The sequence below is a fragment of the Ruegeria halocynthiae genome (assembly GCF_000743705.1).
GTDB lineage: Bacteria > Pseudomonadota > Alphaproteobacteria > Rhodobacterales > Rhodobacteraceae > Ruegeria > Ruegeria halocynthiae_B.
The window spans coordinates 494,258-519,630 of sequence record NZ_JQEZ01000003.1 but is presented as its reverse complement, the minus strand read 5'-3'; the positions used below and the strand labels follow the sequence as shown (position 1 = coordinate 519,630).

22 protein-coding genes are annotated in these 25,373 nt (G+C 58.0%); 12 read left to right on the top strand and 10 right to left on the bottom strand.

Annotated elements, in window-relative coordinates; all coding sequences use genetic code 11:
* The first annotated feature begins 19 nt into the window (after positions 1–19).
* From JT51_RS13230 to JT51_RS13215, 4 genes are all read left to right on the top strand, one after another.
* Positions 20–1,225: a YcaO-like family protein gene (locus JT51_RS13230; protein ID WP_037313336.1), complete on the top strand. Its 1,206-nt coding sequence runs from the start codon at positions 20–22 to the stop codon at positions 1,223–1,225.
* Entirely contained in the window at positions 1,222–2,535 is a 1,314-nt protein-coding gene (locus JT51_RS13225; RefSeq protein WP_037313335.1) for a TfuA-like protein, read from the top strand. Before JT51_RS13230 ends, JT51_RS13225 begins: the two co-directional genes overlap by 4 nt.
* A 43-nt stretch (positions 2,536–2,578) precedes the next feature.
* Positions 2,579–3,874, top strand: coding sequence for a hypothetical protein (locus JT51_RS13220; RefSeq protein ID WP_051927541.1), 1,296 nt, complete (start codon positions 2,579–2,581; stop codon positions 3,872–3,874).
* 149 nt (positions 3,875–4,023) lie between these two features.
* Entirely contained in the window at positions 4,024–4,905 is an 882-nt protein-coding gene (locus JT51_RS13215) for a TrkA C-terminal domain-containing protein (RefSeq protein ID WP_037313332.1), read from the top strand.
* 54 nt (positions 4,906–4,959) lie between these two features.
* Here JT51_RS13215 and JT51_RS13210 read toward each other — a convergent pair whose 3' ends face one another.
* The 6 genes from JT51_RS13210 to JT51_RS13185 all read right to left on the bottom strand — a co-directional run bounded on the left by JT51_RS13210 (position 4,960) and on the right by JT51_RS13185 (position 12,767).
* On the bottom strand, positions 4,960–6,678 hold the full coding sequence (locus tag JT51_RS13210; protein WP_235216177.1) for a tetratricopeptide repeat protein: 1,719 nt from the start codon (positions 6,676–6,678) through the stop codon (positions 4,960–4,962).
* A 142-nt stretch (positions 6,679–6,820) separates the two neighbouring features.
* Positions 6,821–7,426, bottom strand: a complete 606-nt coding sequence (locus JT51_RS13205; RefSeq protein ID WP_051927540.1) for a GNAT family N-acetyltransferase — start codon at positions 7,424–7,426, stop codon at positions 6,821–6,823.
* Positions 7,427–7,649: 223 nt separating this feature from the next.
* On the bottom strand, positions 7,650–8,594 hold the full coding sequence (locus tag JT51_RS13200) for an ABC transporter substrate-binding protein (RefSeq protein WP_037313322.1): 945 nt from the start codon (positions 8,592–8,594) through the stop codon (positions 7,650–7,652).
* Positions 8,595–8,640: 46 nt separating this feature from the next.
* A complete protein-coding gene (locus JT51_RS13195) occupies positions 8,641–9,648 on the bottom strand; it encodes an ABC transporter permease (RefSeq protein WP_037313319.1) in 1,008 nt (335 codons plus the stop codon).
* A complete protein-coding gene (locus tag JT51_RS13190; protein WP_037314244.1) occupies positions 9,645–11,171 on the bottom strand; it encodes a sugar ABC transporter ATP-binding protein in 1,527 nt (508 codons plus the stop codon). The genes JT51_RS13195 and JT51_RS13190 overlap by 4 nt, the downstream gene beginning before the upstream one ends.
* 42 nt (positions 11,172–11,213) lie before the next feature.
* Positions 11,214–12,767: a UxaA family hydrolase gene (locus JT51_RS13185; RefSeq protein WP_037313316.1), complete on the bottom strand. Its 1,554-nt coding sequence runs from the start codon at positions 12,765–12,767 to the stop codon at positions 11,214–11,216.
* Positions 12,768–12,850: 83 nt separating this feature from the next.
* Here JT51_RS13185 and JT51_RS13180 point away from each other — a divergent pair, with 83 nt between their 5' ends.
* From JT51_RS13180 to JT51_RS13145, 8 genes are read left to right on the top strand one after another with little or no spacing between them, the layout of a single operon-like run.
* Positions 12,851–13,588, top strand: a complete 738-nt coding sequence (locus tag JT51_RS13180) for a GntR family transcriptional regulator (RefSeq protein WP_051927539.1) — start codon at positions 12,851–12,853, stop codon at positions 13,586–13,588.
* Positions 13,585–14,637, top strand: a complete 1,053-nt coding sequence (locus tag JT51_RS13175; protein WP_051927538.1) for an aldo/keto reductase — start codon at positions 13,585–13,587, stop codon at positions 14,635–14,637. Before JT51_RS13180 ends, JT51_RS13175 begins: the two co-directional genes overlap by 4 nt.
* Positions 14,627–15,055 (top strand): RbsD/FucU family protein, encoded by a 429-nt coding sequence (locus JT51_RS13170; protein WP_037313313.1) that lies wholly within the window; start codon positions 14,627–14,629, stop codon positions 15,053–15,055. The genes JT51_RS13175 and JT51_RS13170 overlap by 11 nt, the downstream gene beginning before the upstream one ends.
* Positions 15,052–15,882: an amidohydrolase family protein gene (locus tag JT51_RS13165; RefSeq protein WP_037313311.1), complete on the top strand. Its 831-nt coding sequence runs from the start codon at positions 15,052–15,054 to the stop codon at positions 15,880–15,882. Before JT51_RS13170 ends, JT51_RS13165 begins: the two co-directional genes overlap by 4 nt.
* Before the next feature lies 1 nt (position 15,883).
* A complete protein-coding gene (locus JT51_RS13160; protein ID WP_037313309.1) occupies positions 15,884–16,996 on the top strand; it encodes a fumarylacetoacetate hydrolase family protein in 1,113 nt (370 codons plus the stop codon).
* A 13-nt stretch (positions 16,997–17,009) separates the two neighbouring features.
* Positions 17,010–18,512 (top strand): aldehyde dehydrogenase (NADP(+)), encoded by a 1,503-nt coding sequence (locus JT51_RS13155; RefSeq protein ID WP_037313306.1) that lies wholly within the window; start codon positions 17,010–17,012, stop codon positions 18,510–18,512.
* Positions 18,513–18,520: 8 nt separating this feature from the next.
* On the top strand, positions 18,521–19,276 hold the full coding sequence (locus JT51_RS13150) for an SDR family oxidoreductase (protein ID WP_037314238.1): 756 nt from the start codon (positions 18,521–18,523) through the stop codon (positions 19,274–19,276).
* Between the two features lie 18 nt (positions 19,277–19,294).
* Positions 19,295–20,137 carry a fumarylacetoacetate hydrolase family protein gene (locus JT51_RS13145; protein WP_037313304.1) on the top strand — a complete coding sequence of 281 codons (843 nt, stop codon included), beginning with the start codon at positions 19,295–19,297 and terminating at the stop codon, positions 20,135–20,137.
* A 74-nt stretch (positions 20,138–20,211) separates the two neighbouring features.
* Here the strand turns inward: JT51_RS13145 and phnY are convergent, their stop codons facing one another.
* From phnY to JT51_RS13125, 4 genes are all read right to left on the bottom strand, one after another.
* Positions 20,212–21,660 (bottom strand): phosphonoacetaldehyde dehydrogenase, encoded by a 1,449-nt coding sequence (phnY, locus tag JT51_RS13140; RefSeq protein ID WP_037314237.1) that lies wholly within the window; start codon positions 21,658–21,660, stop codon positions 20,212–20,214.
* 14 nt (positions 21,661–21,674) lie between these two features.
* Positions 21,675–22,919 carry a phosphonoacetate hydrolase gene (gene phnA, locus JT51_RS13135; RefSeq protein WP_037313301.1) on the bottom strand — a complete coding sequence of 415 codons (1,245 nt, stop codon included), beginning with the start codon at positions 22,917–22,919 and terminating at the stop codon, positions 21,675–21,677.
* A gap of 51 nt (positions 22,920–22,970) precedes the next feature.
* Positions 22,971–24,098, bottom strand: a complete 1,128-nt coding sequence (gene psrA, locus JT51_RS13130) for an iron-containing alcohol dehydrogenase PsrA (protein ID WP_200876088.1) — start codon at positions 24,096–24,098, stop codon at positions 22,971–22,973.
* 145 nt (positions 24,099–24,243) lie between these two features.
* The gene (locus JT51_RS13125) at positions 24,244–25,263 is read right to left on the bottom strand and encodes a GlxA family transcriptional regulator (protein ID WP_037313296.1); all 1,020 of its coding nucleotides are present in this window, start codon (positions 25,261–25,263) and stop codon (positions 24,244–24,246) included.
* Between the last annotated feature and the right edge of the window lie 110 nt (positions 25,264–25,373).

Below are 25,373 nucleotides of genomic sequence, written 5' to 3'. Positions count from 1 at the left end.
TTCCTGGCAAGGTCAGCAAATGCCTAAAACATCACAGAAGCGATATGTGCTGGATACGCACCGCCTGCGTGACCCTGAACAGACTCTGGAAATCGTAAAACCGTTGCTCCACGAAATGGGTATTACCCGAATAGCCAACCTGACGGGGTTGGATCGGATCGGGCTGCCTACAGTCATGGTCGCGCGTCCGAATTCCCGCTCGGTTGCGGTTTCGCTTGGGAAAGGTTTGTCGCTCAGCGCGGCGCAGGCGTCGGGCGTGATGGAGGCAATTGAATCGTGGCACGCCGAACGGATTCAATTGCCACAACGTCTGGCCAGATACATCGAATTGGCAGCCGAAGACTGGGTGGTTGACGCCACCAGATTGCCGCGCGTGACCGGCGGGCGCTTTGATCCGCATGGCAATCTGCTGTGGGTTCAGGGGCGCGATCTGGGGTCTGCTCGGACGTGTTGGGTCCCGCTTGAGATGGTCGATACCGATTATACCCATGCGCCGGTTGGCGGTCAGGCCGCCTTTCCGCGAACTACGAACGGATTGGCCTCGGGCAACAATGAGTCCGAGGCCAGTTGCCACGCAATCTGCGAGTTGATTGAGCGCGACGCCACGACCTTGTGGCACCATCAGCCAGCGGCCACACGGCTTGATCCGGACAGCGTTGACGACAAGCGTTGTCGTCAGGCCATGTCCATGATCACTGAGGCCGGGTTGGAGATGGGATTGTGGAACACGACCTCGGATATCGGCATCGCCAGTTTTCGCTGTGTGATCTGTGAAGGCGGCGCCCAACCCGGCCACATCGGGATCGGTGATGGGTGTCACCCGGATCGGGCCATCGCATTGCTTCGTGCCGTGACCGAAGCGGCGCAGACCCGGTTGACCTATATCTCGGGCGCGCGGGATGATCTGGACCCGTCTGAATTCACCGATCAGGCCAAGACAGACCGGGCCAGATACGTCCGTGATTTGATCGACGGGGCCGCGCCCCGGCAGAAATTTGCGGATTGCCCGTCTGCGCTGACCTCATCGTTTGACGAGGATTTGGAATTGCTGCTGGATCGGCTGGCCGCGACAGGGATGTCGCAGGTGGTTACTGTCGATCTATCGCGCCCGGGGTTTGATATTGCGGTTGTCAGGGCCGTCATCCCCGGCCTGGAAGCCCCCCATGACGATCCGGACTATGTACCGGGGCCACGGGCGCAACGTGTTATGGAAGGGTTTGCATGACGGCAGTGGTTTTTGTTGGGCCGACCCTTACGGCTGACGCGGTGTCCGAATGCCTGGACGCCACGATCCTACCGCCCGTGCAGCAGGGTGATGTCTATCGCGTGACCCGGGACAAGCCCGATGCCATTGGCATTATTGATGGGTTTTTCGAAGGTGTCCCCTCGGTCTGGCACAAGGAAATCCTGTGGGCGATTGAACAAGGTATCCCGGTGTTCGGCAGCGCCAGCATGGGTGCATTGAGGGCGGCCGAACTGGCCGATTTCGGGATGATCGGTGTTGGGCGCATTTTCGAAGATTATCACTCGGGCGTTCTGCACGATGATGATGAGGTGGCGGTTCTGCACGGCCCGGCCGAATTGGGGTTTCCCCCGCTGAGCGTACCAATGGTGTCAGTTCGCGCCACTGTCGCTCAGGCACAGGCTGACGGAATTCTGCCACCGGAAACTGCGGCAGAGGTGCTGCGGGCCGCCAAGGCTATGCATTATCGTCAACGTGTCTGGCCGGACATTTTGGGCCGTGTGAAAGACCTTGCCGGAATTACGGAATTCACCGAATGGCTGCCTGAAGGGGGTATCGACGCCAAGGGGCAGGATGCACGCGACATGCTGATGCGCATGTCCGAACATCTGAACGGCACCCCCCTGCCCCTGACCGAGCCCGCGCGAACAGAACGGACCCTGGTCTGGAAAGGTCTGCGGGCACGGGTCGACGGTGACGCGCCCTCGGTCGACAGCGCGGTGATTGATGAGGTCCGGTTGAACCCAAAACTGTACGCCCGAATGCGCGAGCGTGCAGTTCTGGCATTGCTGTCCAAAGAGGACGCGTCCCGACAGAACCGCGAACCCGATCGCGACACCCTGCTCAAGCAAATGGCGGATCACCGGGCCGATGCGGGCCTGTCGCGGCAGGCTGATCTGATGGCATGGCTCACCGCCAATGACCTGAGTGTCGAAGGATATGAGGCGATGCTGGCCGATGCATCGCGGATCGACGGCACCGTAAGCGCGCGCGCCGGGAAACTGGATGCCATGCTATTGTCAGATCTGCGCCGCACAGGCCAATATGCCAAATTGCGGGATCGCGCGACCAGCAAGGCGGCGATTGTAACCCCCGGCGGTAAAGCCGGCGCGGATCGTTTACGCATGATGATGTGGTTTTTTGAAACACGTCTTGACCAAGAGGTGCCAGATGATCTTGAATCATACGCAGGATCGCTTGGCCTGGCCGGGCGCGATGCACTTTATGAATTGATAGAAACTGAATTTTTGTTTTGCCAACAGGGTGTCGGCCCGGAGGATACGTCCAACTAAAGGATCACTGGATTGATCCGCGCACGACACGGAAGGGTGTTTTATGAACTTACCCGAACATACCAATGACGAAGAACCGGGCACTCGGTTTCTGTTGTTTCCGCAATCGCCTTTTCTGGAGCCTGACGCGCAGTTGGAACTGGTCGAGGTTTCGGCACCGCAAGGCAGTATCGGACCGGGACCGTCCGGGCCGCGCATGTACACCGTCAACCCAGTGGGCAAAACGACCCCCTATGGCGCAATCGTGCCGGGGCCAAATGGGCCGGGCATGTATTTACCGCCTTGGGACGGGTACATTCATCCGCCCGCCATGCCGGATGAATTCGGCAATTTCATCCATATCGACCCATCTGATCCGGCGTTTGAGGCGGCACATCTATATGGGTCTGCACATTTCACCATGGACGTCTGGCAAGGGTATTTCGACCGACCAATCCCCTGGCATTTCGCCCGAGACTTCGACCGTCTGGAATTGTCGCTGCTGCCCAGTTTGGACAACGCTCATATTGGCTGGGGGTTTCTGGAAACCGGCGGCACGCACGAACATGGAGACGAATACCGCCCTTACAGCCTGAATTTTGATGTCGTCGCACATGAAATCGGCCACGCCATCATTTACAGCGTGATCGGAATGCCCTCTGACGGGGATGCATCGGGGGAATATTACGGATTTCATGAATCCGCCGCCGATTTGGTTGCCCTGTTGGCATCTTTGCACTTCGGGTCGGTTGTCGACACGTTGTTGAAAAACACACGGGGCAATCTTTACACCTTCAATCGCCTGAATCGGTTTGCAGAACTGTCCGAAAATGCCCAAATCCGAACAGCAGCCAACAACCGGTCCCTGTCCGAATTCGCCGCAGGATGGTCCAGTGAACATGCCCTGTCCGAGCCATTGACCGGCGCAATGTTCGACGTATTCGTAGATATCTATCACGAGCGGTTGCTGATGCACGGCCTGATTTCACCCGAGGACGAAGACCTGTCAGACCAGATGGAAGGGTCCCCGAATTACTCTGCCGTGATGCAGGATATCTTCGACGCCCGCTATGCAAAAAACCCCGAAGGGTTCCGCATCGCCCTGCTTGAGGCGCGCGATTTTCTGGGCACCTATCTGGCCGATACCTGGGAACGGCTGGACGCGGATATGCTCAGCTATTTCGGGGTGGAAAAGGCATTGCTGGCGGTGGATCAGGACATCACCGGAGGGGCATTTCGCCGGATCATCGAAGGCAATTTCCGAATGCGCGATATCGGCCTGACAACCGCCGGACCCAGATTGCCGGATCCCGAAGGCGACAGCCATGCCAATTCCGTCCGAACGCAGGTTCCGAGCTAACGCCTAAAATTCTTTTTTTCTGAGCCATTTTATGGCATTGAGTTGTGGGGTGATTATTGTGGAACATTTTGGTTCGTATCTTTTCGAACCGCCAAGAGGGGGCGACGCAGTCTTGAACGCCGTCGATCCCGTAATCGGGAGAGTAAATTATGACCGAGTCTTTACTGAGCTTTTCTGAAGTGTTGTTGTTTGGCCGAACCGTTGATGACTTGAAGCTCAAAAAGGATACGCGTGTGCGTGTCGCAATTATTGATGACAGCATAACGACAAAGCCGGATATCACGGATGATAAAATTGATGACGTGACAGTGGAAGTTGGCGACAAAGTTCTGGTGCAGGTAAACAATTCTGAAATTTCAGGTGTTTACAAAATCAAAAAAACCGGCACCGATCTTGTCCTTTCAGACCGTAGGACCGAACCAAAAGGCGATTTTGTTTTCGTTAAGAAAGGTTCCAAACACAAGCGTACTTTCTGGAAACAGGTCGCCAAGGTTGATGGGTCCCCAGAAGCGCAGGAATTTAAATTCAAAGGAAAACGCCGCCGTGGAAAGGGTGTGAACAATTTCCTTGGGGATCAGTTCCTGGACGGCGGGCGTCTCGCCAGAATTTACGGGTTTTCCTATGAAGGCGTGTACTATGAACTGCCTGAGCCCGTTATCTTTCTGGTGCATGGCGACGGTGATTTCGTCAACCAAGAAGGCGACGATGACAATGCGCCGGGCAATCTTGCTGCGCGTGCGCCAAACAATCCCAACCTGACCGGGGTCGCCTCTGCTGATTTTCAGTTTGCTGACGACATTCGTGTTTGGGATTACAACAAGGCCGATTTCACCATTCGTATGGACGTCATGACGGGCCAATTCGAACAGGTCCTGCTGGATATCTATTTCGGGTTCGATAGCCCGGCTATCGGTGGCGCCAAAGTTTCAGGTGCAAAGGTCAGCGGCGCCAAGGTGAGCGGTGCCAAAGTCAGCGGCGCCAAGGTAAGTGGCGCAAAGGTCAGCGGCGCAAAAGCGCGTGGCGGCGACTGAATTCTCAAGTGATCCAACAAAAAAGGGCGCGTTCATACGCGCCCTTTTTTCTTTTCAGAACCCAGCCTTTTTCAGACCTTCGACAAAATGCTGCGTGTCGTCCTCTAATCGGTCAGGAAGAACTTTGGCCCAGCGGGTCAGCGAGAAATTGGGATGTGCTGCCCGGTGTTTATCCGCAATAAGGCGCGCCATATCCATGTTACCCAACTGCGCATAGCTGGCGGCCAGCATCCGTTGCCCTTCGGTCGGGTTGTTCATCTTGTTCACGGCGCTGATGACATCGTCATAGCGCTTGAGGTTGTAATACGCCCCACCCAGATGCCACAGGTATTGATCCGGGAAATAGGGGTTCAGGCGCATCGCCTGCTGAAGATGCGTAATGGCGGTTTCATTGTCACCGGAATGGGCCAGCGCATCTGCAAAATCCGAATGCATATCCGCGTCATTGGGGTTCAGCGCCAGCGCCCGTTTGTAGGATTCGATCGCCGCGTCGTGCTCTTTGCGGTAAAGGTGAACATAGCCCAGCTCGCCGAAACCTCGGGCGTCAGTCGGGTCCAGCTCGATCGAGCGCTGCGCAAGGGTCAACGCTTGTTCAAACGCGGTCGTAGGGTCTTCGGTCCAGGAGTAACGCCAGTCGATATTCAACGTCCGCGACAACGCCGCCGCTGCGCGGGCATAACCTTCGTCGCTTTCAAGCGCGGATTGGTAAAAAACCTGTGCCTTTTTGTTGTCGTTACGCGTGTATTTCAAGATGTGGTGCTGACCTTGCAGAACCGAGCTATAGGCCTCAAGATCCGTCGGAATCGCTTGTATCAGGCGTTGTTTTTCATGTGACTCGATCATAACAGCGGTGGCCGCCACGATGCATTCGGTCACCTCATCGAGAATGTCAAAGATGTCGTCGATCTTGCGGTCGAACCTTTCCCCCCAGATCGTGCGTTCGGTGCTGGCATCAACCAGCTCAGCCGAGATGCGAATTCGGCTGGACGAACGGCGGACGCTGCCACGGGCGACGTAACGGACGTTCAGCTTGCGGGCGGCCTCTTGCGGCGGCATGGATTGCGCCTTGAAGAAAAAGGACGAATTCCGGGCGATGATGAACAGGTTCCGAAACTTGGACAGGTTCATGATGATATCGTCGGTCAGACCTTCGGCGATCCAACTGTCCGACTCGTCGCCGCCATTGCTACTGAAAGGCAGAACGGCAACCGATGGCGTGTCCGGTCGTTCAAGCAGATCACCAGGCATGTCTGGCCGCATGGTTCCAGCCATGGTGGCACCCGCAACCTCGCTGCGCACGCAATAGGTCGAGACAGGTGAAAGAATGTTCTTCAGCTGCTTAGGCCCCAGAAACTCGTACCCATACCGCAGGCGATTGCAGACCTGATCATAAACGGCCGCACTGACGTAAACCCTTTCGGGTTCGGCGATTTCCTGAAGCCGCGCGGCGATATTGACGTTATCGCCGTGAATTCCACGCTCGTCGATCAGGATTTCCCCAAGGTGAACACCTGCCCGAAACTTGATTCGTTGACTTCCCGCCTGGTTCTGATTGTGCTGGCTGGCAATCCGGTGCAGTTCCACCCCGAATTCTACTGCGCTGGTGGCTGTTTCGAACAAGGCAAGAATTCCGTCGCCACGCACTTCGACCACGCGGCCATGGAAGTTTACACAAGTCGATTCCAGCTGATAAATCAATGATTTTAAGGTGTTGTATGTGTCTAGCTCGTTCTCGCTCATCAATCGGGAATAACCGACGACGTCGGCGAACAAGACTGCTCCCAGTTTTTGCGTGATCGGAGGATTCAGACTGGTATTGTTCACAGGCGATACTCGAATAAGGGGTTGCTACTGAACCCGGTGGTTAATCTATAGCAAAAAAAGCTGTCGCAATCCGGAAGCAATTGATTGGCTTTCAGTCACACCCATCAATTTGCGGTGGCCAGGACCAGGTTGCGCATGAGCTCGACCCGAAAATGACTTTCGTTTCCCGGCCCAGCTCTTGTGCCAGTTCCAGCCGTCGAACCATCCAGTCCTGCCTTAGAACACCTACCACAACCATGTCCTGAAATTGCCCGTCAGAATACCAGGCCTGGCGCATCGTTCCTTCTATCTGACAGCCCAATTTCGCGACAAGATCGCGGCTGTTGTGATTGTCGGCCCGGTAATAAGAGGTCAACCGGTTCAGACCCAGCTGACGAAAGGCAAAATCAACCATCAACGCGGTCGCCCGAATGCCGACGCCAAGCCTGCGGATTGATTTGTCTACGAACATCGCAACGACTGCATCACGATTGATCGAGGAAATCGCCTCGAGCCCGGTCAACCCCAGCACTTGTCCACTGTCGGATTCGACAACAAACCAGCACTTGCAGGCACTGCCCGACGCGCTGAATGCGTCAGACCAGTTTTCTTCTGTTTGCACAAGGTTCAGGGGAACCCGCGAGGTGCGGTCAAAACGGGCAAGGTCTTCGATGTCCTGAAACCAGGGTGTGACAACTTCCAAGTCCGCCTTTTCCATTGGGCGCAGCTTAAAAACGCTGTTTGGTTTGTCGGTCAAGGATAAAACCACCTTTAACTAATGTCTGAAATAATACGATAAACAGACACTAACACAAAATCAGTGCAAACACGAAAAGAGAATAGCCCGGCAATTTGGTGCTGTTCAGCAGAGCCCTTCACACCTGAAAAGACCCGGCCCGCCTGTTCAAGACGGGCCGGGGAACCGCAGGTAGCCTGGCGGATTAATCGTATAGAACAGCCGAAATCTTTGGGTCGTCCATGTTTGAGGCATCGTAGTAATAGAAACCCGTGTCGATCAGCACCGGAACTTCTTCGCCTTTCATCGCGGCAACAGCGGCTTTGACCGTCTCATAGCCAATGCCAACCGGATTTTGGGTAATTGCACCCGCCATCAGGCCACTTTTGATCGCATCCTTCTGTGCCTTTCCGCTGTCATAACCGATGATTATCAGACCTTCGGTGCCCAGTTCCTGCACACCGTTTACGACGCCAATGGCCGAACCCTCGTTGGTGCCGAAAATGCCCGCCAGATCAGGGTTTGCGGTCAGGATCGCCTTGGTCACCTCGGTCGATTTCAGGTGATCGCCCTGACCGTATTGGACCGTCACGACCTGAATGTCGGGGTATTTCTCGGCCATGCGGTTCACAAACCCGTCGCGGCGGTCGATGCCTGTGCGGCTGGTCTGGTCATGCGCGACCACCGCGACCTTGCCTTTGCCGCCGATCTTTTCAGCCATCTTGTCAGCGGCCAGCCCGGCTGCCGCCAGATTGTCGGTTGTTGCGGTCGACACCGGAATGTCGCTGTCCACGCCGCTGTCAAAGGCAATGATCGGAATGCCGTTTTCGCTGGCTTGTTTCAGCAGCGGAATGGCGGCCTGACTGTCCAAAGCGGCAAAGCCGATTGCCTTGGGATTGTTGGCCAGCGCGGCAGCCAGCATGTCGATCTGGCGATCTACCATGGTTTCATTATCGGGGCCTTCGAAGGTGATAGTGACGCCATAGTCATCCGCTGCCTGTTCTGCGCCCGCTTTGACAGCCTGCCAGAACTGGTGCTGAAAACCCTTGGATACCAGCGGTATGTAAACCTCTTCGGCCACAGCCATCGAGGCCGGGGCCGCAAGGGTGGCCGCACTCAGCGCCCCCAGAATGAAACGACGTGTTAACATTTTCTCTCTCCTCCAGTTGATCGTTCTGTCTTTGGTGTTTTGTCGTTCAACTTGATTTTTTGCGCCGGGCCATATCGGCATAGACGGCAAGGATGATGATTGCGCCGGTCACCACGGTCTGCCATTCCTGCGCCACCGACAGGACGCGCAGACCATTGGTCAGAACGGCCATGATCAGCGCACCGATCAGGGTTCCAAGGATCGTGCCACGCCCACCGGACAAGGACGTCCCCCCGATCACGACGGCAGCAATGGCTTCTAGTTCGTAGCCCAGCCCCAAAGCGGGCTGTGCCGAGTTCAGGCGGGATGCGATCAGGATGCCGCCGATGCCACAAATGCCACCCGCCAGCGCATAGATGCGCATTTTCCACAGGTCGGTGTTTACCCCTGACAGGCGCACCGCCTCTTCGTTCGACCCCAGCGCGAAAGTGTACCGTCCCAGCACAGTGCGGCCCAGAATATATGATGTTGCAATAGCTACCAGAAACAGGATCAGCACGCCGTTGGGGATTGGCAGCGCAGGAAAGACCTCTCCGATCAGTGACCCGCGCGAGATCTGGTCGAAACCGGGCGTATCGTTGAAATAGATCGGGCGCGTGCCCGAAATCACCAGCGACAGGCCCTTGAGGATCAACATCATGCCCAGCGTTGCGATGAAGGGTGGAATCTTCATCTTGGCTACAAATGTTCCCGAACACAGTCCGCACAGGGCCCCGGCGGCAATCGCCGCTGCCACCCCCAACAACATGGGCATCCCCATATAGGTCAGCACCACGCCCGCGATGACGGCGCAAAACGTCATCAGCGTTCCAACCGACAGGTCGATGCCACCGGTGATAATGACCAATGTCACGGCCACCGCCAGGACACCGTTGACCGATGTCGCCTGTAAGATGGCGATCATGTTCGAGGTCTGCATGAAGTTCGGGGACGCGATTGAGAACCCGATCAACAAGGCAATCAGGCTGGCAAACGCCAGCAGCTTTTGATACGCGCCGCGTTCCGAAAACCCTGCGGGCGGCTTTTTCTTATCGATATCCGTCGCTGTGGTCATTGTGCTGTCCCTGTAACCTGCATCGCCGCCGTGCGTTGGGTGGCCAGATGCATGATGTCTTCCTGAGTTGTGCCTTTGCCGCCGGGCAGAATGCCGGTCAGATGGCCCTCGCACATCACGGCGATACGATGGCTGAGGCGCATGATTTCCGGCAACTCTGATGAAATGACGATGATTGTCTTGCCCTGTGCGGCAAGGTCTTCGAGCAGCTTGTAGATTTCGGATTTCGCGCCCACGTCGATGCCACGGGTGGGTTCGTCAAAGATCAGGATGTCGCAATCGCGCAGCAACCATTTGGCGATGACGACCTTTTGCTGGTTGCCACCTGACAAAAGCCGGACCTCTTGCGCGTCCGAAGGCGTCCGGATACCCAACTGCTGGATATAGCTTTTGGCGGTGGTGCTGATCTCGCCGTCGTGCAGCACCCCGCCAATGCCGACAAACCTATCCATTGACGCCAGCGCAATATTGTCACGCACGTTCATGCCGGTCGCCAGACCAAAATGTTTGCGATCCTCGGACAGATAGCCGATCCCGGCGCGCACTGCGTCCTTGGGTGATCTGATCGAAACCGGCTTGCCATGTACGCGGATTTCCCCGCTGTCCTTGGGATCGGCACCAAAGATGGCGCGGGCCACTTCGGTTCGACCAGCGCCCATCAAACCGGCGAATCCCAAAATCTCGCCCTTTCGAACAGAAAAACTGACGTCGCGGATGTCCTTGCCCCGGTTCAACCCCGAAACTTCCAGTGACAGCGCGGCATCGCCCAGAACAGGCGGGTCCAGCGGTTCTTCGTTGACCTCGCGCCCCACCATCATCGCGATGATCTTACTGACAGGCGTATCTGCCGCGCTGACCGTGCCGACGTATTCCCCGTCGCGCATCACCGTTACGCGGTCAGCGATCTGCTTCAGCTCGTCCATCTTGTGGCTGATATAAACAATCCCCACACCTTCGGCGCGCAGGCGGCGGATGATCACGAACAGCTCGGCGATCTCGGCATCATTCAGCGCTGCGGTCGGCTCATCCATGATCAGCATCTTCGAGCGGTAGGACAGCGCCTTGGCAATCTCGATCATTTGTTGCTTGGCAATGGTCAGGCTGCCTACTTGTGTTCTGGGATCAAGGTTCAGGTTCATCGACGCAAAGATCCCCGCCGTTTGCGCATTCAGCGCCGCATCATCCAACCTGCCAAAGCGTTTGCGCGGCTCGCGCCCGATAAAGATGTTCTGTGCAACAGTCAGGTCATTCATCAGGCTCAATTCCTGATGAATGATGCCGATCCCCAGATCCTGCGCCTCGCGCGGGGTGGTAGGGCTGACAATCTGCCCGTCCACCTCAAGCGTGCCGCCGTCGCGCTGATAAATGCCCGACAGGATTTTCATCAGCGTGCTTTTTCCGGCTCCGTTCTCGCCCATCAGCGCGTGAACCTCGCCCGGCAGCAGGTTGAACTGCACGGATTTCAACGCGTGCACCCCGGGAAAGTGTTTGTCGATCCCCGTCATGTCGACAAGTTTTTCCATTTCACCTCCCATTCGCCCCCTGCCCCCTTGGGTTTGCGCGGCCTACATCACCGCGCCGATTTGCCAGGGAACAAATTCGACGCCTCCAAATCCAAGTTCCTCGCTTTTGGTTTTCTCGCCCGAGGCCACGCGGATCAGGATTTCGAACAGCTCCCGGCCCTTGGCCTCGATGCTGACCCCGTCGGTGACGATGTCACCGCAGTTCAGATCCATATCGTCCGCCATGCGCGTATACATTTCGGAGTTTGTTGCCAGCTTGATACAGGGTGTCGGCTGATAGCCTGAGACAGACCCCCGCCCCGTGGTGAACACGATCAGGTTCGCACCCGAAGCCACCTGTCCTGTGACCGAACACGGATCAAACCCCGGGCTGTCCATGAAGACAAAGCCCTTTTTGTCAATGATTTCGCCAAATTCGTATACGTCCCGCAGGGGGGCTGTTCCGCCTTTGGCTGTCGCGCCCAGTGACTTTTCCAGAATGGTCGTCAGGCCGCCGCGCTTGTTGCCGGGACTGGGGTTGTTGTCCATCTCGCCGCCATTGCGTTTGGTGTAGCTTTCCCACCAATGAATGCGGTCAATCAGCTTTTTGCCCACTTCGACAGTTTCCGCGCGGCGGGTCAGCAGATGTTCGGCCCCATAAACCTCTGAGGTTTCCGACAAGATCGTGGTGCCCCCGTGCCGTACCAGCAAGTCCGAGGCGTACCCCAGCGCAGGGTTCGCAGTGATCCCGGAATAGCCATCCGACCCCCCGCATTGCATCCCAATGGTGATCGCACTGACCGGTGCAGGCGTGCGCCGGGCCTGATTGGCCAGTTCTGCGATCCCGCAAAGCTCGGCCAGGCCCCGTTCGATGGTGCGGCGCGTCCCACCTTCGTTCTGGATGGTCATATAGCGCAACGCGCCGTCCGGACGGATCGGGCGGCCTCCGACCAGATCGGCGACCTGCATCACTTCGCAACCTAACCCGATCAACAAAATGCCCGCGAAATTCGGATGCTGCGCATAGCCGGAAAGGGTGCGGAACAGCGTCGCATATCCTTCATCATTGCCAGACATGCCGCAGCCAGTGCCATGAACGATCGGCACCACCCCATCGACGTTGGGAAACGCGTCCAACAGGCCTGACTTTACGGCCGCTTCGGCAATAAAGCGCGCCACCGAGCCAGAGCAGTTCACGGTCGTCAGGATGCCGATGTAATTGCGCGTTCCCACTTTGCCGTCAGCGCGGTGAAAGCCGTTAAACAAACGTGTGGCGTCAATCGCTGGCAAAGGCGTGTTGGCGCTGGCGTAGGCATAGTCCTGTTGATGCGCGCCCATTCCAAGGTTGTGGACGTGAACATGTTGCCCCGGCGCAATGTCGGATTTGGCCTGCCCGATGATCTGACCGTATCGGATGACATTTTCACCCTTAGGGATATCTGAAACCGCGATCTTGTGACTGCGCGAAACAGACCCTGCAAGCGGCACCGGGACACCAAATGGCATCTCACCTGCTTGCAAATCGCGTAAGGCAATAACGACATTGTCATCGGGATTCAGCCTGACCGTGTCACGAACTGGTGTCTGGGGGGCCTTATTTTCCTGATCAGCTTGCATTGTGTCCCCGCTTGCGTGACCAGATTGCTAAACTCCAACCCTCATCTTGTCAACTAACATGTTAGTATGCTAGGTCAAATACCATGACGAAACCTCAGGACATCAACGCGCAACTTCTTGGCGATATTGCTTCGGCTGACGGCTCACTTGCGCAGCGGGTTTATCTGGCGATCAAGCAGGCGATCCTGTCGTTTGACTTCCTGCCGGGTGCCAACCTACGAAAGGCACCAATCTGCGAACAGCTTGGCGTATCGCGGGCACCTGTGACCGAAGCGATTGCCAGGCTTGCCGCCGAAGGTCTGGTGGATGTCGTGCCGCAATCGGGCACGCGCGTCTCATATTTCTCGATGTCTGAAATCCGCGAGGGTGCATTTCTGCGCGAGGCGCTGGAACTGGCGACCGTCGCCAAGGTTGCACGCGACCTGACAGACGATCAGGGCAAAAAGCTAAGCCGGAACATGCGCCTGCAAGAGCTGCTGATCGAAGACGAAGACATCGCCGGATTCTATCAGGCGGATGAGGAATTCCATGCTCTGCTAATGGAATTCACCGGCTTCAAGCGTCTTGCGGACGTGGCGCAAACAGTTTCCCTGCAAGTCAGCCGTGCACGCATGTTGCTGCTGCCGACACCCGGGCGCGTTGTCGAAACACTGGAAGAACACCGCGCCATCCATGCCGCCATACAGGATAGGGATGAACAGGTCGCGCAAGCGGCCATGCGCTATCATCTGGGGCAACTCATGCCCCGGATCGAGGTTCTGGAACACGAGAAACCACATCTTTTCAACACCACGCCCCAACTGACACAAAAGGTAGGATGACCGTTTTGCGCACCGAGTTTCTGAACAATCGCACAAGACGGCCCGTTCCCCTGACCCGAATGGGTTTTGGTGGCGCGCCCTTGGGCAACCTGTACCGCAAGGTCTCGGATCAGGACGCGCAGGCCGCGCTGCAGGCCGCTTTTGATGCGGGCATCCGGTTTTTTGACACCGCCCCGCAATATGGGCTGGGCCGGTCCGAGCACCGTTTCGGTGAGGCCATCGCCGGTTTTGGTCGCGAGAATATACAGCTGTCCACCAAGATTGGGCGCCTGTTGCTGGATTGCGCCCCACATCAAGTCACGCCTGAGGCCTTCGTCGACGTTCCGCAAAAGCGCATTGTGTTCGATTACACCTATGATGGGGTGATGCGATCGTATGAGGCCAGTCGAAACCGGATCGGGGTTACCAATGCCGATATTCTGCTGGTGCACGATGTCTGCGTCTTCAGCCAAGGCAGTCAGGAAATGTCTGATGCCAAAGTGCGGGAGCTGTTCGACCAAGGTGGTTACCGCGCCTTGTCCGAGTTGCGCGACGCGGGTGAGATCGCCGCAATTGGCGCGGGCGTCAATGAATGGCAGGTTTGCGAAAAACTGCTGGGGCTTGGTGATTTCGACGGGTTCCTGCTGGCGGGGCGATACACGCTGCTTGAACAGGACGCCTTGGACAGCTTCTTGCCGCTGTGTGAAAAACGCGATGTTGGGATCATTCTGGGCGGGCCGTACAACTCGGGCATTCTGGCCACAGGGGCGATACCGGGGGCCAAGTACAATTACGCCGATGCACCCGATGAAATTTTGGAACGGGTCCGCAGGATCGAGGCCGTTTGTACCGCGCATGACGTCCCGCTGATTGCCGCCGCGCTGCAATTCGTTCTGGGTCATCCCAGCGTCAAAACTGTTGTGCCCGGCGCGGTCAATGCTGCCGAAGTGCAGGCTAATGTTACACTTTTGGATCACGGCATTCCTGACAGCCTTTGGTCAGATCTTCGTGGCGAGGGCCTGATCCGCCCCGACGCCCCTCTGCCAGCGGAGACCGAGAATGCTGCGTAACATCGACCCGATCCTGTCACCCGATCTGCTGCACGCACTGCGGGCGATGGGTCATGGCGATGAAATCGTGATCGCGGATGCGAATTTTCCGGGTTCCAGCATCGGGCCGGATTGCATTCGGGCTGACGGGTCAACCGCCAGTGAAATCTTGCGCGCGGTTCTGTCCGTCATGCCGCTGGATGCCTTCGTGTCAGACCCGGCGCTGACCATGCAAGTGGTCGAAAACCCAGAGGCCACCCCCGAAGCCGTCGCCGATTTTCAACGCATCATCAACGCCACAGCGGACAATCCGGTGCAGGTCCAATCACTGGAACGTTTTGCCTTTTACGACCGGGCGTCCAGCGCATTCGCCATCGTTCAGACGGGCGAGCACAGACTGTATGGCAACATCATCCTGACCAAGGGCATTATTGGATGAGGATCGACGCCCATCAGCATTTCTGGGCATTGGCGCGGGGTGATTACGGCTGGCTCAGCCCTGATCTGGCCCCGATTTACCGCGATTTCGCTCCGGATGATCTGGCACCCATGCTGACGGCGGCAGGGATAGGAGGGACGGTTCTGGTTCAGGCCGCACCGACGGTTGCCGAAACAGAATACATGCTGTCGTTGGCCGATCAGACATCGTTCATCAAGGGCGTCGTTGGCTGGGTCGATTTCGAAGCGGCTGATGCGTCACAGCAGATCGCCACTCTGGCAGCCCACCCGGCTTTGGTTGGGTTGCGCCCCATGATTCAGGACATCGCCGACACCCATTGGATGACACACAAAGCGCTGATCCCGGCGTTTGAGGCAATGCAACATCATGACCTGACTTTCGATGCACTCACCCTGCCCCGGCATTTACCGTCCTTACGTCAACTGCTGGCGCGGCAGCCGCAGATGCGCGTCGTTATTGATCATGCCTCAAAACCGATGATCCGTGACGGCACGATGGTGGGCTGGGCTGAGGACATGACCACCCTGGCCCGGGAAACAGATGCCTGGTGCAAAATATCCGGGCTGGTGACCGAGGCCGCACCCGATTGGCAGATCGCCGACCTGCGCCCTTATGTAGATCATCTGTTGGATACATTCGGCCCGTCCCGCCTGATCTGGGGCAGTGACTGGCCGGTCTGCACGCTGGCTTGCAGTTATGACCGCTGGCTGGACACCACTGATGCGTTGCTGAAAGATTTGACAGATACCGAACGCAGCGCGGTTCTGGGGGGCAACGCCACCCGGGCCTATAACCTTTGGGGTTGAGATGACGTTTCCGGAACTTGACCCCGGTGGGCTTTGGCTTGGGCGCGTTGAACGCGCCGGGATTGGACCGGCGGTTGTGACCCTGCGCGATGGCCAGCTTGTTGATATAACGTCCAAAACAGCACCAACCGTCCGGGACGTGCTTGAGCGTGAAGACGCCTCCGAATACCTACAAACCGCCGTTGGCGAGCCATTGGGCCCGGTGGATGCGGGCCATGATTGGCTGGCCCCCTGCGATCTGCAGGCGGTCAAGGCCTGCGGCGTCACATTCGCCGGTTCCATGGTTGAGCGCGTGATCGAAGAACAAGCCGCAGGCGACCCCACCAAAGCCGATGCAATCCGAACACGCCTAGGCGCGCGGATCGGTGACAGCCTGTCCAATATCACTCCGGGGTCACCGGCGGCGGAACAGATCAAACAGGCGCTGGTTCATGAGGGGTTGTGGAGCCCGTATCTGGAGGTTGGCATCGGACCAGACGCCGAAATCTTCTCCAAAGCTCAGGTTCTGTCGTCGGTCGGCTTTGGCGCCGATGTCGGGCTTCACCCGATTTCGACCTGGAACAACCCCGAGCCCGAGGTCGTGCTGGCCGTCACGTCGCAGGGCGAAATCAAGGGCGCGACGCTGGGCAATGACGTCAACCTGCGCGATGTCGAGGGGCGCTCGGCCCTGTTGCTGAGCAAGGCCAAGGACAACAACGCCTCTTGCGCCATCGGGCCGATGATCCGGCTGTTTGGTGACGGGTTCACGCTGGACGATGTGCGCGCCGCCGAATTGACTCTGACGGTGACCGGGCCGGATGGCTTTGTTCTGAACGGTCAATCCTCGATGGCGCATATCAGCCGGGACCCGGTGGATCTGGTGGCGCAAACCATCGGGCGACATCATCAGTATCCGGACGGGTTCATGCTGTTTCTGGGCACCCTCTTTTCACCGACGCAGGATCGCGATGCGCCGGGTGGTGGGTTCACACATAAGCTGGGCGATATCGTGAAAATCTCAAACGACAAGCTGGGCGCGCTGACCAATCGGGTGCGCCTGTCAACCGAATGCCCTGAATGGCAGTTTGGCGCATCTCATCTGATGCGAAACCTTGCCAAACGCGGCCTGATTTAAGAGAGATTTGAATATGCTGACCGGAAAACACCTGATCGCTGGTGAATGGACAGAAGGCGAGGCCAGTTTCACCTCGGACCCCGCGCATGGCCCTGCCCACGCGTTTGCCGTCGGGTCGCCCGCGCATGTCGATGCGGCAGTTCGGGCCGCCGAAGAGGCGTTCACAACTTTTGGCTGGTCCTCGAGCACCGGGCGCGCCGCGCTGCTACGCAGGATCGCAGATGAGATCGACGCGCGCGGCGATGCCATTACCAAAATCGGCTGTCAGGAAACCGGCCTGCCCGAAGCCCGCCTGCAAGGTGAACGTGGCCGCACCGTCGGCCAGCTGCGCCTGTTTGCGGATCACATCGAACAGGGAAGCCATCTGGATCTGCGCCACGACCCCGCGATGCCAGACCGCGCGCCCTTGCCGCGCCCCGAATTGCGGATGATCCAACGCCCCCTGGGGCCTGTCGCGGTGTTCGGCGCGTCTAACTTTCCGCTGGCCTTTTCCGTGGCGGGCGGCGACACGGCCGCCGCGCTGGCGGCGGGGTGTCCGGTTGTGGTCAAAGGTCATCCCGCGCACCCCGGTACAGGTGAGATCATCGCGCAAGCCATTGATGCAGCGATAAAAGCCACGGGCAACCCTGCGGGCACGTTCTCACTGATCCAAAGTGACGGGATCGCGGTTGGCACCGCGCTGGTCCAGCACCCTTTGATCCGCGCGGTGGGTTTTACCGGATCACAACGCGCCGGGCGGGCTTTGTTTGACCTGTGTGCACAACGCGAAGAACCTATACCGTTCTTTGGTGAGCTCGGCTCGGTCAATCCGATGTTTGTGCTGCCCCAAGCTGCTGCCGCACGCGGCGCGGATATCGGGGGCGGTTGGGCAGGATCGCTGACCATGGGGGCCGGGCAGTTCTGCACCAACCCGGGCATTGCGGTCGTGATCGACGGACCGGATGCCGATGCGATGCAAGCCGCCGCGCAAACCGCATTGTCCGAGACGGCGGAACAGACCATGCTGACCAACGATATCGCCGATGCGTATCGCAAGGGCGTGACCCAGATCGCCGCCGAAACCGGTGTCACCCGACTGGTCAACAAGGACAGCGAGCCGCGTTGTGCCGCGCCTAATCTGTTTGTTGTTTCAGGTGACGACTGGCTGGCTGACGACACCCTTCACAAAGAAGTCTTTGGCCCGGCGGGTATCATCGTTCGCGCCCGGGATACCGCTCAGATGCTGGACATTGCCGGCAAGATCGAAGGGCAGTTGACCTGCACCCTGCACATGGATGCCGGGGATTCCACAGTTGCCCGCACATTGGTGCCAGTGCTGGAACGCAAGGCGGGCCGGTTGCTGGCCAATGGCTTTCCCACCGGGGTCGAGGTCTGCGACAGCATGGTTCACGGCGGCCCCTACCCCGCTTCGACCAACTTTGGCGCAACCTCGGTCGGAACTTTGTCGATCCGGCGGTTTCTGCGCCCGGTTTGTTATCAGAACATTCCCACCGACCTCTTGCCAGAAGAAGTGTGAGCAAAGATATGACGCTATCCACCCCGCCGGGCCGTCTGTCCGGCAAGACGGCCCTGATTACAGCCGCCGGACAAGGCATCGGCCGCGCAACGGCGCATCTTTTTGCGGCTGACGGCGCGCAGGTCATCGCCTGCGATATCAATGATGCAGCCTTGGCTGAATTGGCCCGGATTGACGGCGTTCACCCGCTGAAACTGGACGTCACCGATGCCAGGGTCGTTCAAGCCGCAGCCGCTGAATGGCCGCCCCTGGACGTGTTGTTCAACTGCGCCGGATACGTTGCGGGCGGCTCAATCCTGGACTGCGGCGAAGACGATTGGGACTTCAGCTTTGATCTCAACGTCAAGGCCATGTACCGGCTGATCCGCCTGACCCTGCCGGTAATGCTGGAAAACGGGGGCGGGTCAATCATCAACATGTCTTCGGTCGCATCCTCCCTGAAAGGGGTACCAAACCGGTTTGCCTATTGCGCGTCCAAAGCCGCGGTGATCGGGTTGACCAAATCGGTCGCCGCCGACTTTGTCACGCAGGGCATCCGCTGCAATGCGATCTGCCCCGGCACCGTGGACAGCCCCAGCCTGCATGACCGTCTGCGCGCCACCGGTGATTATGAACAGGCGATGACGGACTTCATCGCCCGTCAACCAATGGGCCGCATTGGCACGGCGGATGAGATAGCCGAACTTGCGCTTTATCTGGCAAGCGACGCCAGCAAATACACCACGGGTCAGCCCTTTGCCATCGACGGCGGCTGGACCATCTGAGTTGAAGGGGAACAGGAAATGAAGCTTTTACGCTATGGACCGGCTGGTGCAGAAAAGCCCGGTATTTTAGACCAGAACGGAGATATTCGCGACCTGTCGGGTGTTGTCGGGGATATCGCCGGTCCGGTGCTAAGCGACGAAGGTCTGGCGCAGCTGCGCGGGCTTGACCTTGCAGAATTGCCTGTTGTCGCCGCCGACACCCGTATCGGTGCCTGTGTCGGGGATGTGGGCAAATTCGTCTGCATTGGCCTGAACTATGCCGATCACGCCGCCGAAAGCGGCATGGACCTGCCCGCCGAACCTGTGATCTTTTTCAAGGCCACCTCTGCCATCATTGGCCCGAATGATACGGTTGAAATCCCAAGGGGCTCGGTCAAAACCGATTGGGAGGTCGAACTGGGCGTGGTGATCGGCAAACAGGCCAAATACGTGTCCGAGGCCGAAGCGCTGAGCCATGTGGCCGGATATTGCGTGGTCAATGATCTGTCGGAACGTGATTTTCAACTGCACCGCTCGGGCCAGTGGGTCAAAGGTAAATCGGCCGACACATTCGGCCCGATCGGCCCTTGGCTGGTGACGCGGGATGAGGTTGCGGACCCGCAGAACCTGCCGATGTATCTTGAGGTGGACGGCCACCGATATCAGGATGGTTCAACCCGCACGATGCATTTTGGCGTGGCAACTGTCATCTCGCACCTGTCGCAGTTCATGTCGTTGCAGCCGGGGGATGTCATCTCGACCGGGACGCCGCCGGGCGTGGGCATGGGGCAGACCCCGCAAACCTATCTGAAACCGGGTGACAGGATGGAACTGGGCATCGAAGGGCTGGGTATTCAGCGGCAGAACGTGGTTCAGGGGTAAAACCCAACGTTATATCTGCGCAAAGCAATGCCCCGGTCATAGCGGCCGGGGCATCATGTTCTTGCGGACAGGGGTTAACCCGGCCAGGGCAAGGAATAGGTTTTGACGTTGGTGAAGAACTTCATCGCTTCGATGACCCCTTCCTTGACACCATTGCCGCTGTCCTTGATGCCGCCAAAGGGGGACATTTCGATCCGATAACCCGGCTGTTCCCAAATGTTGCAGGTGCCAACATCCAAACCGTTGATATAGGCAATGGCGCGGTTCAGATCGTTGGTGCACACACCCGAGGACAGGCCAAACTCGGTCCCGTTCGAGATGTCCATGACCGCCGCGTCGTCGTCAGGCACGCGTACGATGGGCACGATGGGACCAAAGGTTTCCTCCATCACCAGTTCGCTGTCATGCGGCACCCTGTCGACGACAATCGGCGGCAACAACGCGCCCTGACGGCCGGGATGATAGAGGATTTCCGCGCCGTCCGCCTCGGCCATGTAAACGCGTTTTTCGAACAGCTCGGCGGCTTGGGCGTGAATCACGCAGCCCAGTTGGGTTTCCGGGCCCTGTGGATCGCCAAAGCGGATCGCCTTGGCCTTTTCCAGTACCAACGGCACGAATTTATCCGCCACGCTTTCCTGCACCAGAATGCGTTTGATCGCCGTACACCGCTGACCTGAATTGCCGGTTGCCCCGGCCACAGCGATGGTCGCGGCCTTATCCAGATCAGCATCGGAAAGGTCGTTCAGAACGATCAAAGGGTCATTGCCGCCCAGCTCCAACGCCTGCCGTTTATACCCCGCTTTTGCGGCGATCATCTTGCCCACCGGAACACCGCCGGTAAAGGTGATGATGTCGATGTTGTCATTGGTGACCATCTCATCGCCAATGTCCTGCGGCCAGCCGGTGACAACCTGAAACATCTCGGGCGGCAGGCCGGCCTCATACAGGATGTCGGCCAGCGTCAGCGCCGTCAGCGGCGTCAGCTCGGTTGGTTTGCACACCATACAGTTGTTGGTGGCAATCGACGGCGCAATCTTGTGGCTGACCATGTTCAGCGGGTGGTTGAACGGGGTAATCGCGCTGATGGCTTTGGCCGGCTCGCGTTTGGTGAAAATCTTGCGCTCTTTCCCGTTGTGGGTCAGATCGCACGAGAATATCTCACCATCATCTTTAAGCGCCTCAGCGGCAGAAAACTGATAGACGTCCTGCGCGCGTTTGGTCTCATAGATCGCGTGCTGATGGCAGATGCCCAGCTCCAGCGTCAGCCATTTGGCCAGATACTCGCGTTTCTCGCCGATCAATTCACCCGCGCGTTGCAGAATCTGGCTGCGCTCGTATCGGGTTAGTTTGGGGGTATAATTCGCGGCAATCTCAAAAGCCTTGCGCGCATGTTCCGCGGTGCCCGCAGGAACGGTGCCCACGACCTCGTTGGTATAGGGGTAATGCACCGGCACGGTGGCATCGGTAAAGACGATCTCTCCCCCGATGCGCATACCCTCGTTGCGGATGTCGGATGTGTTCATGTTCCCGTCCATTACTACAAAGCCGCAGCTGTGGTGGCGTAGAAAAAGGCGTCAAAGTTGCGCAATTCGGGCGCGTTACCCAGATCAATCACGCGGTTGACGATAAAGGGCACCTCTTGTTCAGTCAGCCCGCCATGGCTGCGCAAAGGTTCCTTCAGCGCGGCCAGATCGTGACGATCTGCCGAGGTGCCGATGGTCATATTCTCGCCCGAGATCATGACGATATCGCCGATCCGATCGGCGGGCAGCTCAAAGCGCCGGATCGCCTCGTCCTTGTCGACCACCAGGATCATATCGTCGATTGCATCCAGCCTGGCCATGATATCAACCTTATCCGCACCTTCGGGCAGATACGCCGTGGCGAAAGACCCAAGCGCCCCGTGGTGCACCACATAAGGGTCGGTGATCGGCAAGATCACGCGGGCGGCGTCTTTGCCCAGCCATTCATCCATCAGGTCCTGGGCGTAGATGACATTTGGCGTGCCATCGGCGCTGTGTTTCGGCTTCATGCCGTGATCCGCAGTGATGACAATGGCAGCGCCCATCTCGTCCAGTTGCGCCAAATACCGGTCGAACATGGCATAGAAATCCAGCGCGCCCTGCTGATCCGGGGCAAACTTGTGCTGAATGTAATCGGTGGTCGACAGATACATGATGTCCGGCTTGAAATCCTGCAGCAGCTTTACGCCTGCGGCAAAGACAAACTCGGACAGATCGGCAGAGTATACCTCGGGCACGGGCATACCCAGCCATTCACTGGCATTGTCGATACCGTGTTCGGCCACGGTTGTTTCGCCCGACCGCTCGGACGAAAACGCAACAGCGCGGTTTTCGTCAAACTTCAGACCCGCACCCAGCAGTGCCCGCAGTTTGTCTTTGGCGGTGACCATGGCCACACGATAGCCCGCATCATAGAAGTGCGAAAAGATGGTGGGCGCCCGCAGGAACCGCACATCGTTCATCATCACCTCTTCGCCACTGTCCGGGTCGATCAGGTAGTTGCCGCAAATCCCGTGCACGCTTGGGGGGCGGCCTGTGGCAATCGACAGGTTGTTGGGGTTGGTGAAAGACGGGATCACCGAATGGGCCAGCCGGTCGGTCCCTGTCTCGCGTATCCGTTTGAGCGTGGGCATCAGCCCTTGTTCGATGGCTTTGTCCAGATATTCCGGCTCACACCCGTCCAGGCAGATCGCAATGGCCGGAACTTTGGGCTGCGGGTAAACCCGTTCGTTGGCGGTGATCGGCGTGTGCAATGTCATCTTTCGGTCCTTGTTAACGGTGCGGGCACGCACCAAAGTTCGGTTACTGCCTCACGCCACTTTCCGGTGCGAGGATTGCATGGCGTCAGCAGCGGCAAGAAAACCCGCCTTTGTGCCGGCAAAGTTTCGGCCGCGCTCACCGGCGAAGGCTTCGTCGATGATGTTCATGCGCCGGTCATCATCAATGTTGTAATCGGCGAATCGGGTGGCAACGCCCAGCCCGTTCAGGAACGCGTTCAGCTGATCCGCACCAGCCACCAGATCCGGCCCGAAAATGTCGTGCAATGCCGCCTGTCGGAACCCGCCAAGCCCATCCACGGACCGCAGGATAATCGGCAAAGTGAATGAACACGCGATGCCGTGCTGCACCCCCCAACCCAGCGTGACCGGGTAGGACAGATTATGTGCGATCGCAGTTTTGGTGTTGGAAAAGGCCAAACCGGCGCTTAGCGCGGCCTGGGCCATCTGGGTGCGCAGGTTCAGATTTCCCAGATCGCTCAGCAGATCAGGCAATGTGTCCAGAACCATGCGGGCGGCGGCAACCGCGTGCCCGGCCGAGATCGGGTTTGCGTTGATGTTCCAGATACTCTCCAACGCGTGTGAAAGCGTATCCAAACCCGTCGCCAGCGTCAGCCCGTAGGGTTTGTTCACCATCAACTCGGGGTCAATCAGCGCCGTTTCCGGATACAGATCCGGCCGCGCCAGCGAGTACTTCTCGCCATCGCGTTCATGCCAAACCGTCGCCCAGCAGGTAACTTCGCTGCCAGTGCCTGCGGTTGTCGGAACCGCGATAACCGGAATGGATGACAGCGCTTCGGCCCCAGTTTTGGTTTCCAGAAACCGCGCGACCTTGCCAAAATCACCATTGGCGGCGGCAAACACCTTGGCCGAGTCAATGACCGAGCCGCCACCAACCGCGACGATGACGTCCACGTCTTGCTTTAGCCGCGCAAACCGTGCGGATTGATCTGGCAAGACGCTGTAATCCGGGTTTGGCGCGACATCGTCAATGATCAGAGCCGCAGGGCCCGCCGTTTCCGCCAGTTTTTGCGCCAAAGCCTGAAACCGTGGACTTGGATAGGTCACCAAAGCGTATGTGCGCCCCCCGATAAGCCGGGGCAGCTCTGCGAACGAACCGGCCCCGAATACAGTTCTGACCGGATTGGAGTAGGTCCACATGGCTGGCCTCATAATAAAGCGGAATCCCCGAAACTGGCCGCAATTTGGGATAAATCCCTCCATCGGTCCAATAGATTGTTTGGATAAAACTCATAGCCCTAATCAATACATGAACACACACATTGATTTCCCTGTTCGGACAGCTTCAACCATCATCGCCATGCGCCCATGAGCGTCTGAAATTATGTGGGGAAACCCTGTACCTTCCCCGAAAATGAACCGAAAGCCGGTCGGCGCTTGAAAACCCGGATGCAAAGGCAATCTCAGACACGCTCAGGTCCGTTTCGTTCAGCAAGGCAAACGCACGGTCCAGGCGCAGATTGTTGTAATACCGACCCGGCGACATGTTGGTGTGTTGCCTGAACAGACGTTCCATATGACGGCGGGACAGGTTGGCCAAATCTGCCACGGATTCTAGACTGAGTGGTGATTCAATGTGGTTGCGCATGATCTGCACGGCCTCGATCAGTTTGGCGTTGCGGGTTCCCAGCAGGGCCGAAACCGGGGAAACCTGCGTGCTGCCGCTTTCACCGGCGCGGCGGTGCAGGCACATCTCGGAGACACTCAGTGCAAGGGCGTTGCCGAACATCTCTTCGATAACCTCCAGCATCATGTCCGTGCTGGCGTGCCCACCGCCACAAGTGCGCAGCTTGCCGTCAATTTCGTACAGGTTCTGCGTCGGCACCATCGTCGTGAAATTCTCGCAGAACCCGGGTCGGTTTTCCCAGTGAACCGTGAATTTTCGATCCCCGATCAGCCCGGCCTTGGCCAGTGCGAAAGCACCGGTGCAAATGCCGCCAAAGTCACAGCCATGCGCCTTTTGCTTGCGAATCCAGTTTAGAACACCTGCGTCAAACGAGGTCATGGGCTCGGTCCCGGAACACACAAAGGTATAGGCTCCTTTGTTCAAATCCTGCATCGGATGATCGGCTTGAATGCGGATGCCGTTGGAACAGGCCACAGGTGCGCCGTCGGGGGTCAGAACATACCATTCGAACAATTGCTTTCTTGCCAGCTGGTTCGAGATACGCAAAGGTTCGATTGCGGCGCTAAAGGCCAGCATCGTCGTATTGGGCAGCAGCAGAAAATAAAAGGATTTTGGTGGTCCGTCATACGGCACATCCACGGATATCGCGCCTTTGGGCAGGAACCGCTGGTTGTCCATATTGTCCTCCTTCCCTCTCTTTGTTCGGGGCGGTGTTTGGGCCGTAAGAACGCAGCGCCCATCTAACGCAGCGTTCTGTAACCAATTAACACAGACCAGTGATTTCTAGG

Coding starts and splice junctions, on each gene's coding strand:
- JT51_RS13230 (WP_037313336.1), top strand. CDS start 20: ATGCCTAAAACATCACAGAAGCGATATGTGCTGGATACGCACCGCCTG.
- JT51_RS13225 (WP_037313335.1), top strand. CDS start 1,222: ATGACGGCAGTGGTTTTTGTTGGGCCGACCCTTACGGCTGACGCGGTG.
- JT51_RS13220 (WP_051927541.1), top strand. CDS start 2,579: ATGAACTTACCCGAACATACCAATGACGAAGAACCGGGCACTCGGTTT.
- JT51_RS13215 (WP_037313332.1), top strand. CDS start 4,024: ATGACCGAGTCTTTACTGAGCTTTTCTGAAGTGTTGTTGTTTGGCCGA.
- JT51_RS13205 (WP_051927540.1), bottom strand. CDS start 7,426: ATGGAAAAGGCGGACTTGGAAGTTGTCACACCCTGGTTTCAGGACATC.
- JT51_RS13200 (WP_037313322.1), bottom strand. CDS start 8,594: ATGTTAACACGTCGTTTCATTCTGGGGGCGCTGAGTGCGGCCACCCTT.
- JT51_RS13195 (WP_037313319.1), bottom strand. CDS start 9,648: ATGACCACAGCGACGGATATCGATAAGAAAAAGCCGCCCGCAGGGTTT.
- JT51_RS13190 (WP_037314244.1), bottom strand. CDS start 11,171: ATGGAAAAACTTGTCGACATGACGGGGATCGACAAACACTTTCCCGGG.
- JT51_RS13185 (WP_037313316.1), bottom strand. CDS start 12,767: ATGCAAGCTGATCAGGAAAATAAGGCCCCCCAGACACCAGTTCGTGAC.
- JT51_RS13180 (WP_051927539.1), top strand. CDS start 12,851: ATGACGAAACCTCAGGACATCAACGCGCAACTTCTTGGCGATATTGCT.
- JT51_RS13175 (WP_051927538.1), top strand. CDS start 13,585: ATGACCGTTTTGCGCACCGAGTTTCTGAACAATCGCACAAGACGGCCC.
- JT51_RS13170 (WP_037313313.1), top strand. CDS start 14,627: ATGCTGCGTAACATCGACCCGATCCTGTCACCCGATCTGCTGCACGCA.
- JT51_RS13165 (WP_037313311.1), top strand. CDS start 15,052: ATGAGGATCGACGCCCATCAGCATTTCTGGGCATTGGCGCGGGGTGAT.
- JT51_RS13160 (WP_037313309.1), top strand. CDS start 15,884: ATGACGTTTCCGGAACTTGACCCCGGTGGGCTTTGGCTTGGGCGCGTT.
- JT51_RS13155 (WP_037313306.1), top strand. CDS start 17,010: ATGCTGACCGGAAAACACCTGATCGCTGGTGAATGGACAGAAGGCGAG.
- JT51_RS13150 (WP_037314238.1), top strand. CDS start 18,521: ATGACGCTATCCACCCCGCCGGGCCGTCTGTCCGGCAAGACGGCCCTG.
- JT51_RS13145 (WP_037313304.1), top strand. CDS start 19,295: ATGAAGCTTTTACGCTATGGACCGGCTGGTGCAGAAAAGCCCGGTATT.
- phnY (WP_037314237.1), bottom strand. CDS start 21,660: ATGAACACATCCGACATCCGCAACGAGGGTATGCGCATCGGGGGAGAG.
- phnA (WP_037313301.1), bottom strand. CDS start 22,919: ATGACATTGCACACGCCGATCACCGCCAACGAACGGGTTTACCCGCAG.
- psrA (WP_200876088.1), bottom strand. CDS start 24,098: ATGTGGACCTACTCCAATCCGGTCAGAACTGTATTCGGGGCCGGTTCG.
- JT51_RS13125 (WP_037313296.1), bottom strand. CDS start 25,263: ATGGACAACCAGCGGTTCCTGCCCAAAGGCGCGATATCCGTGGATGTG.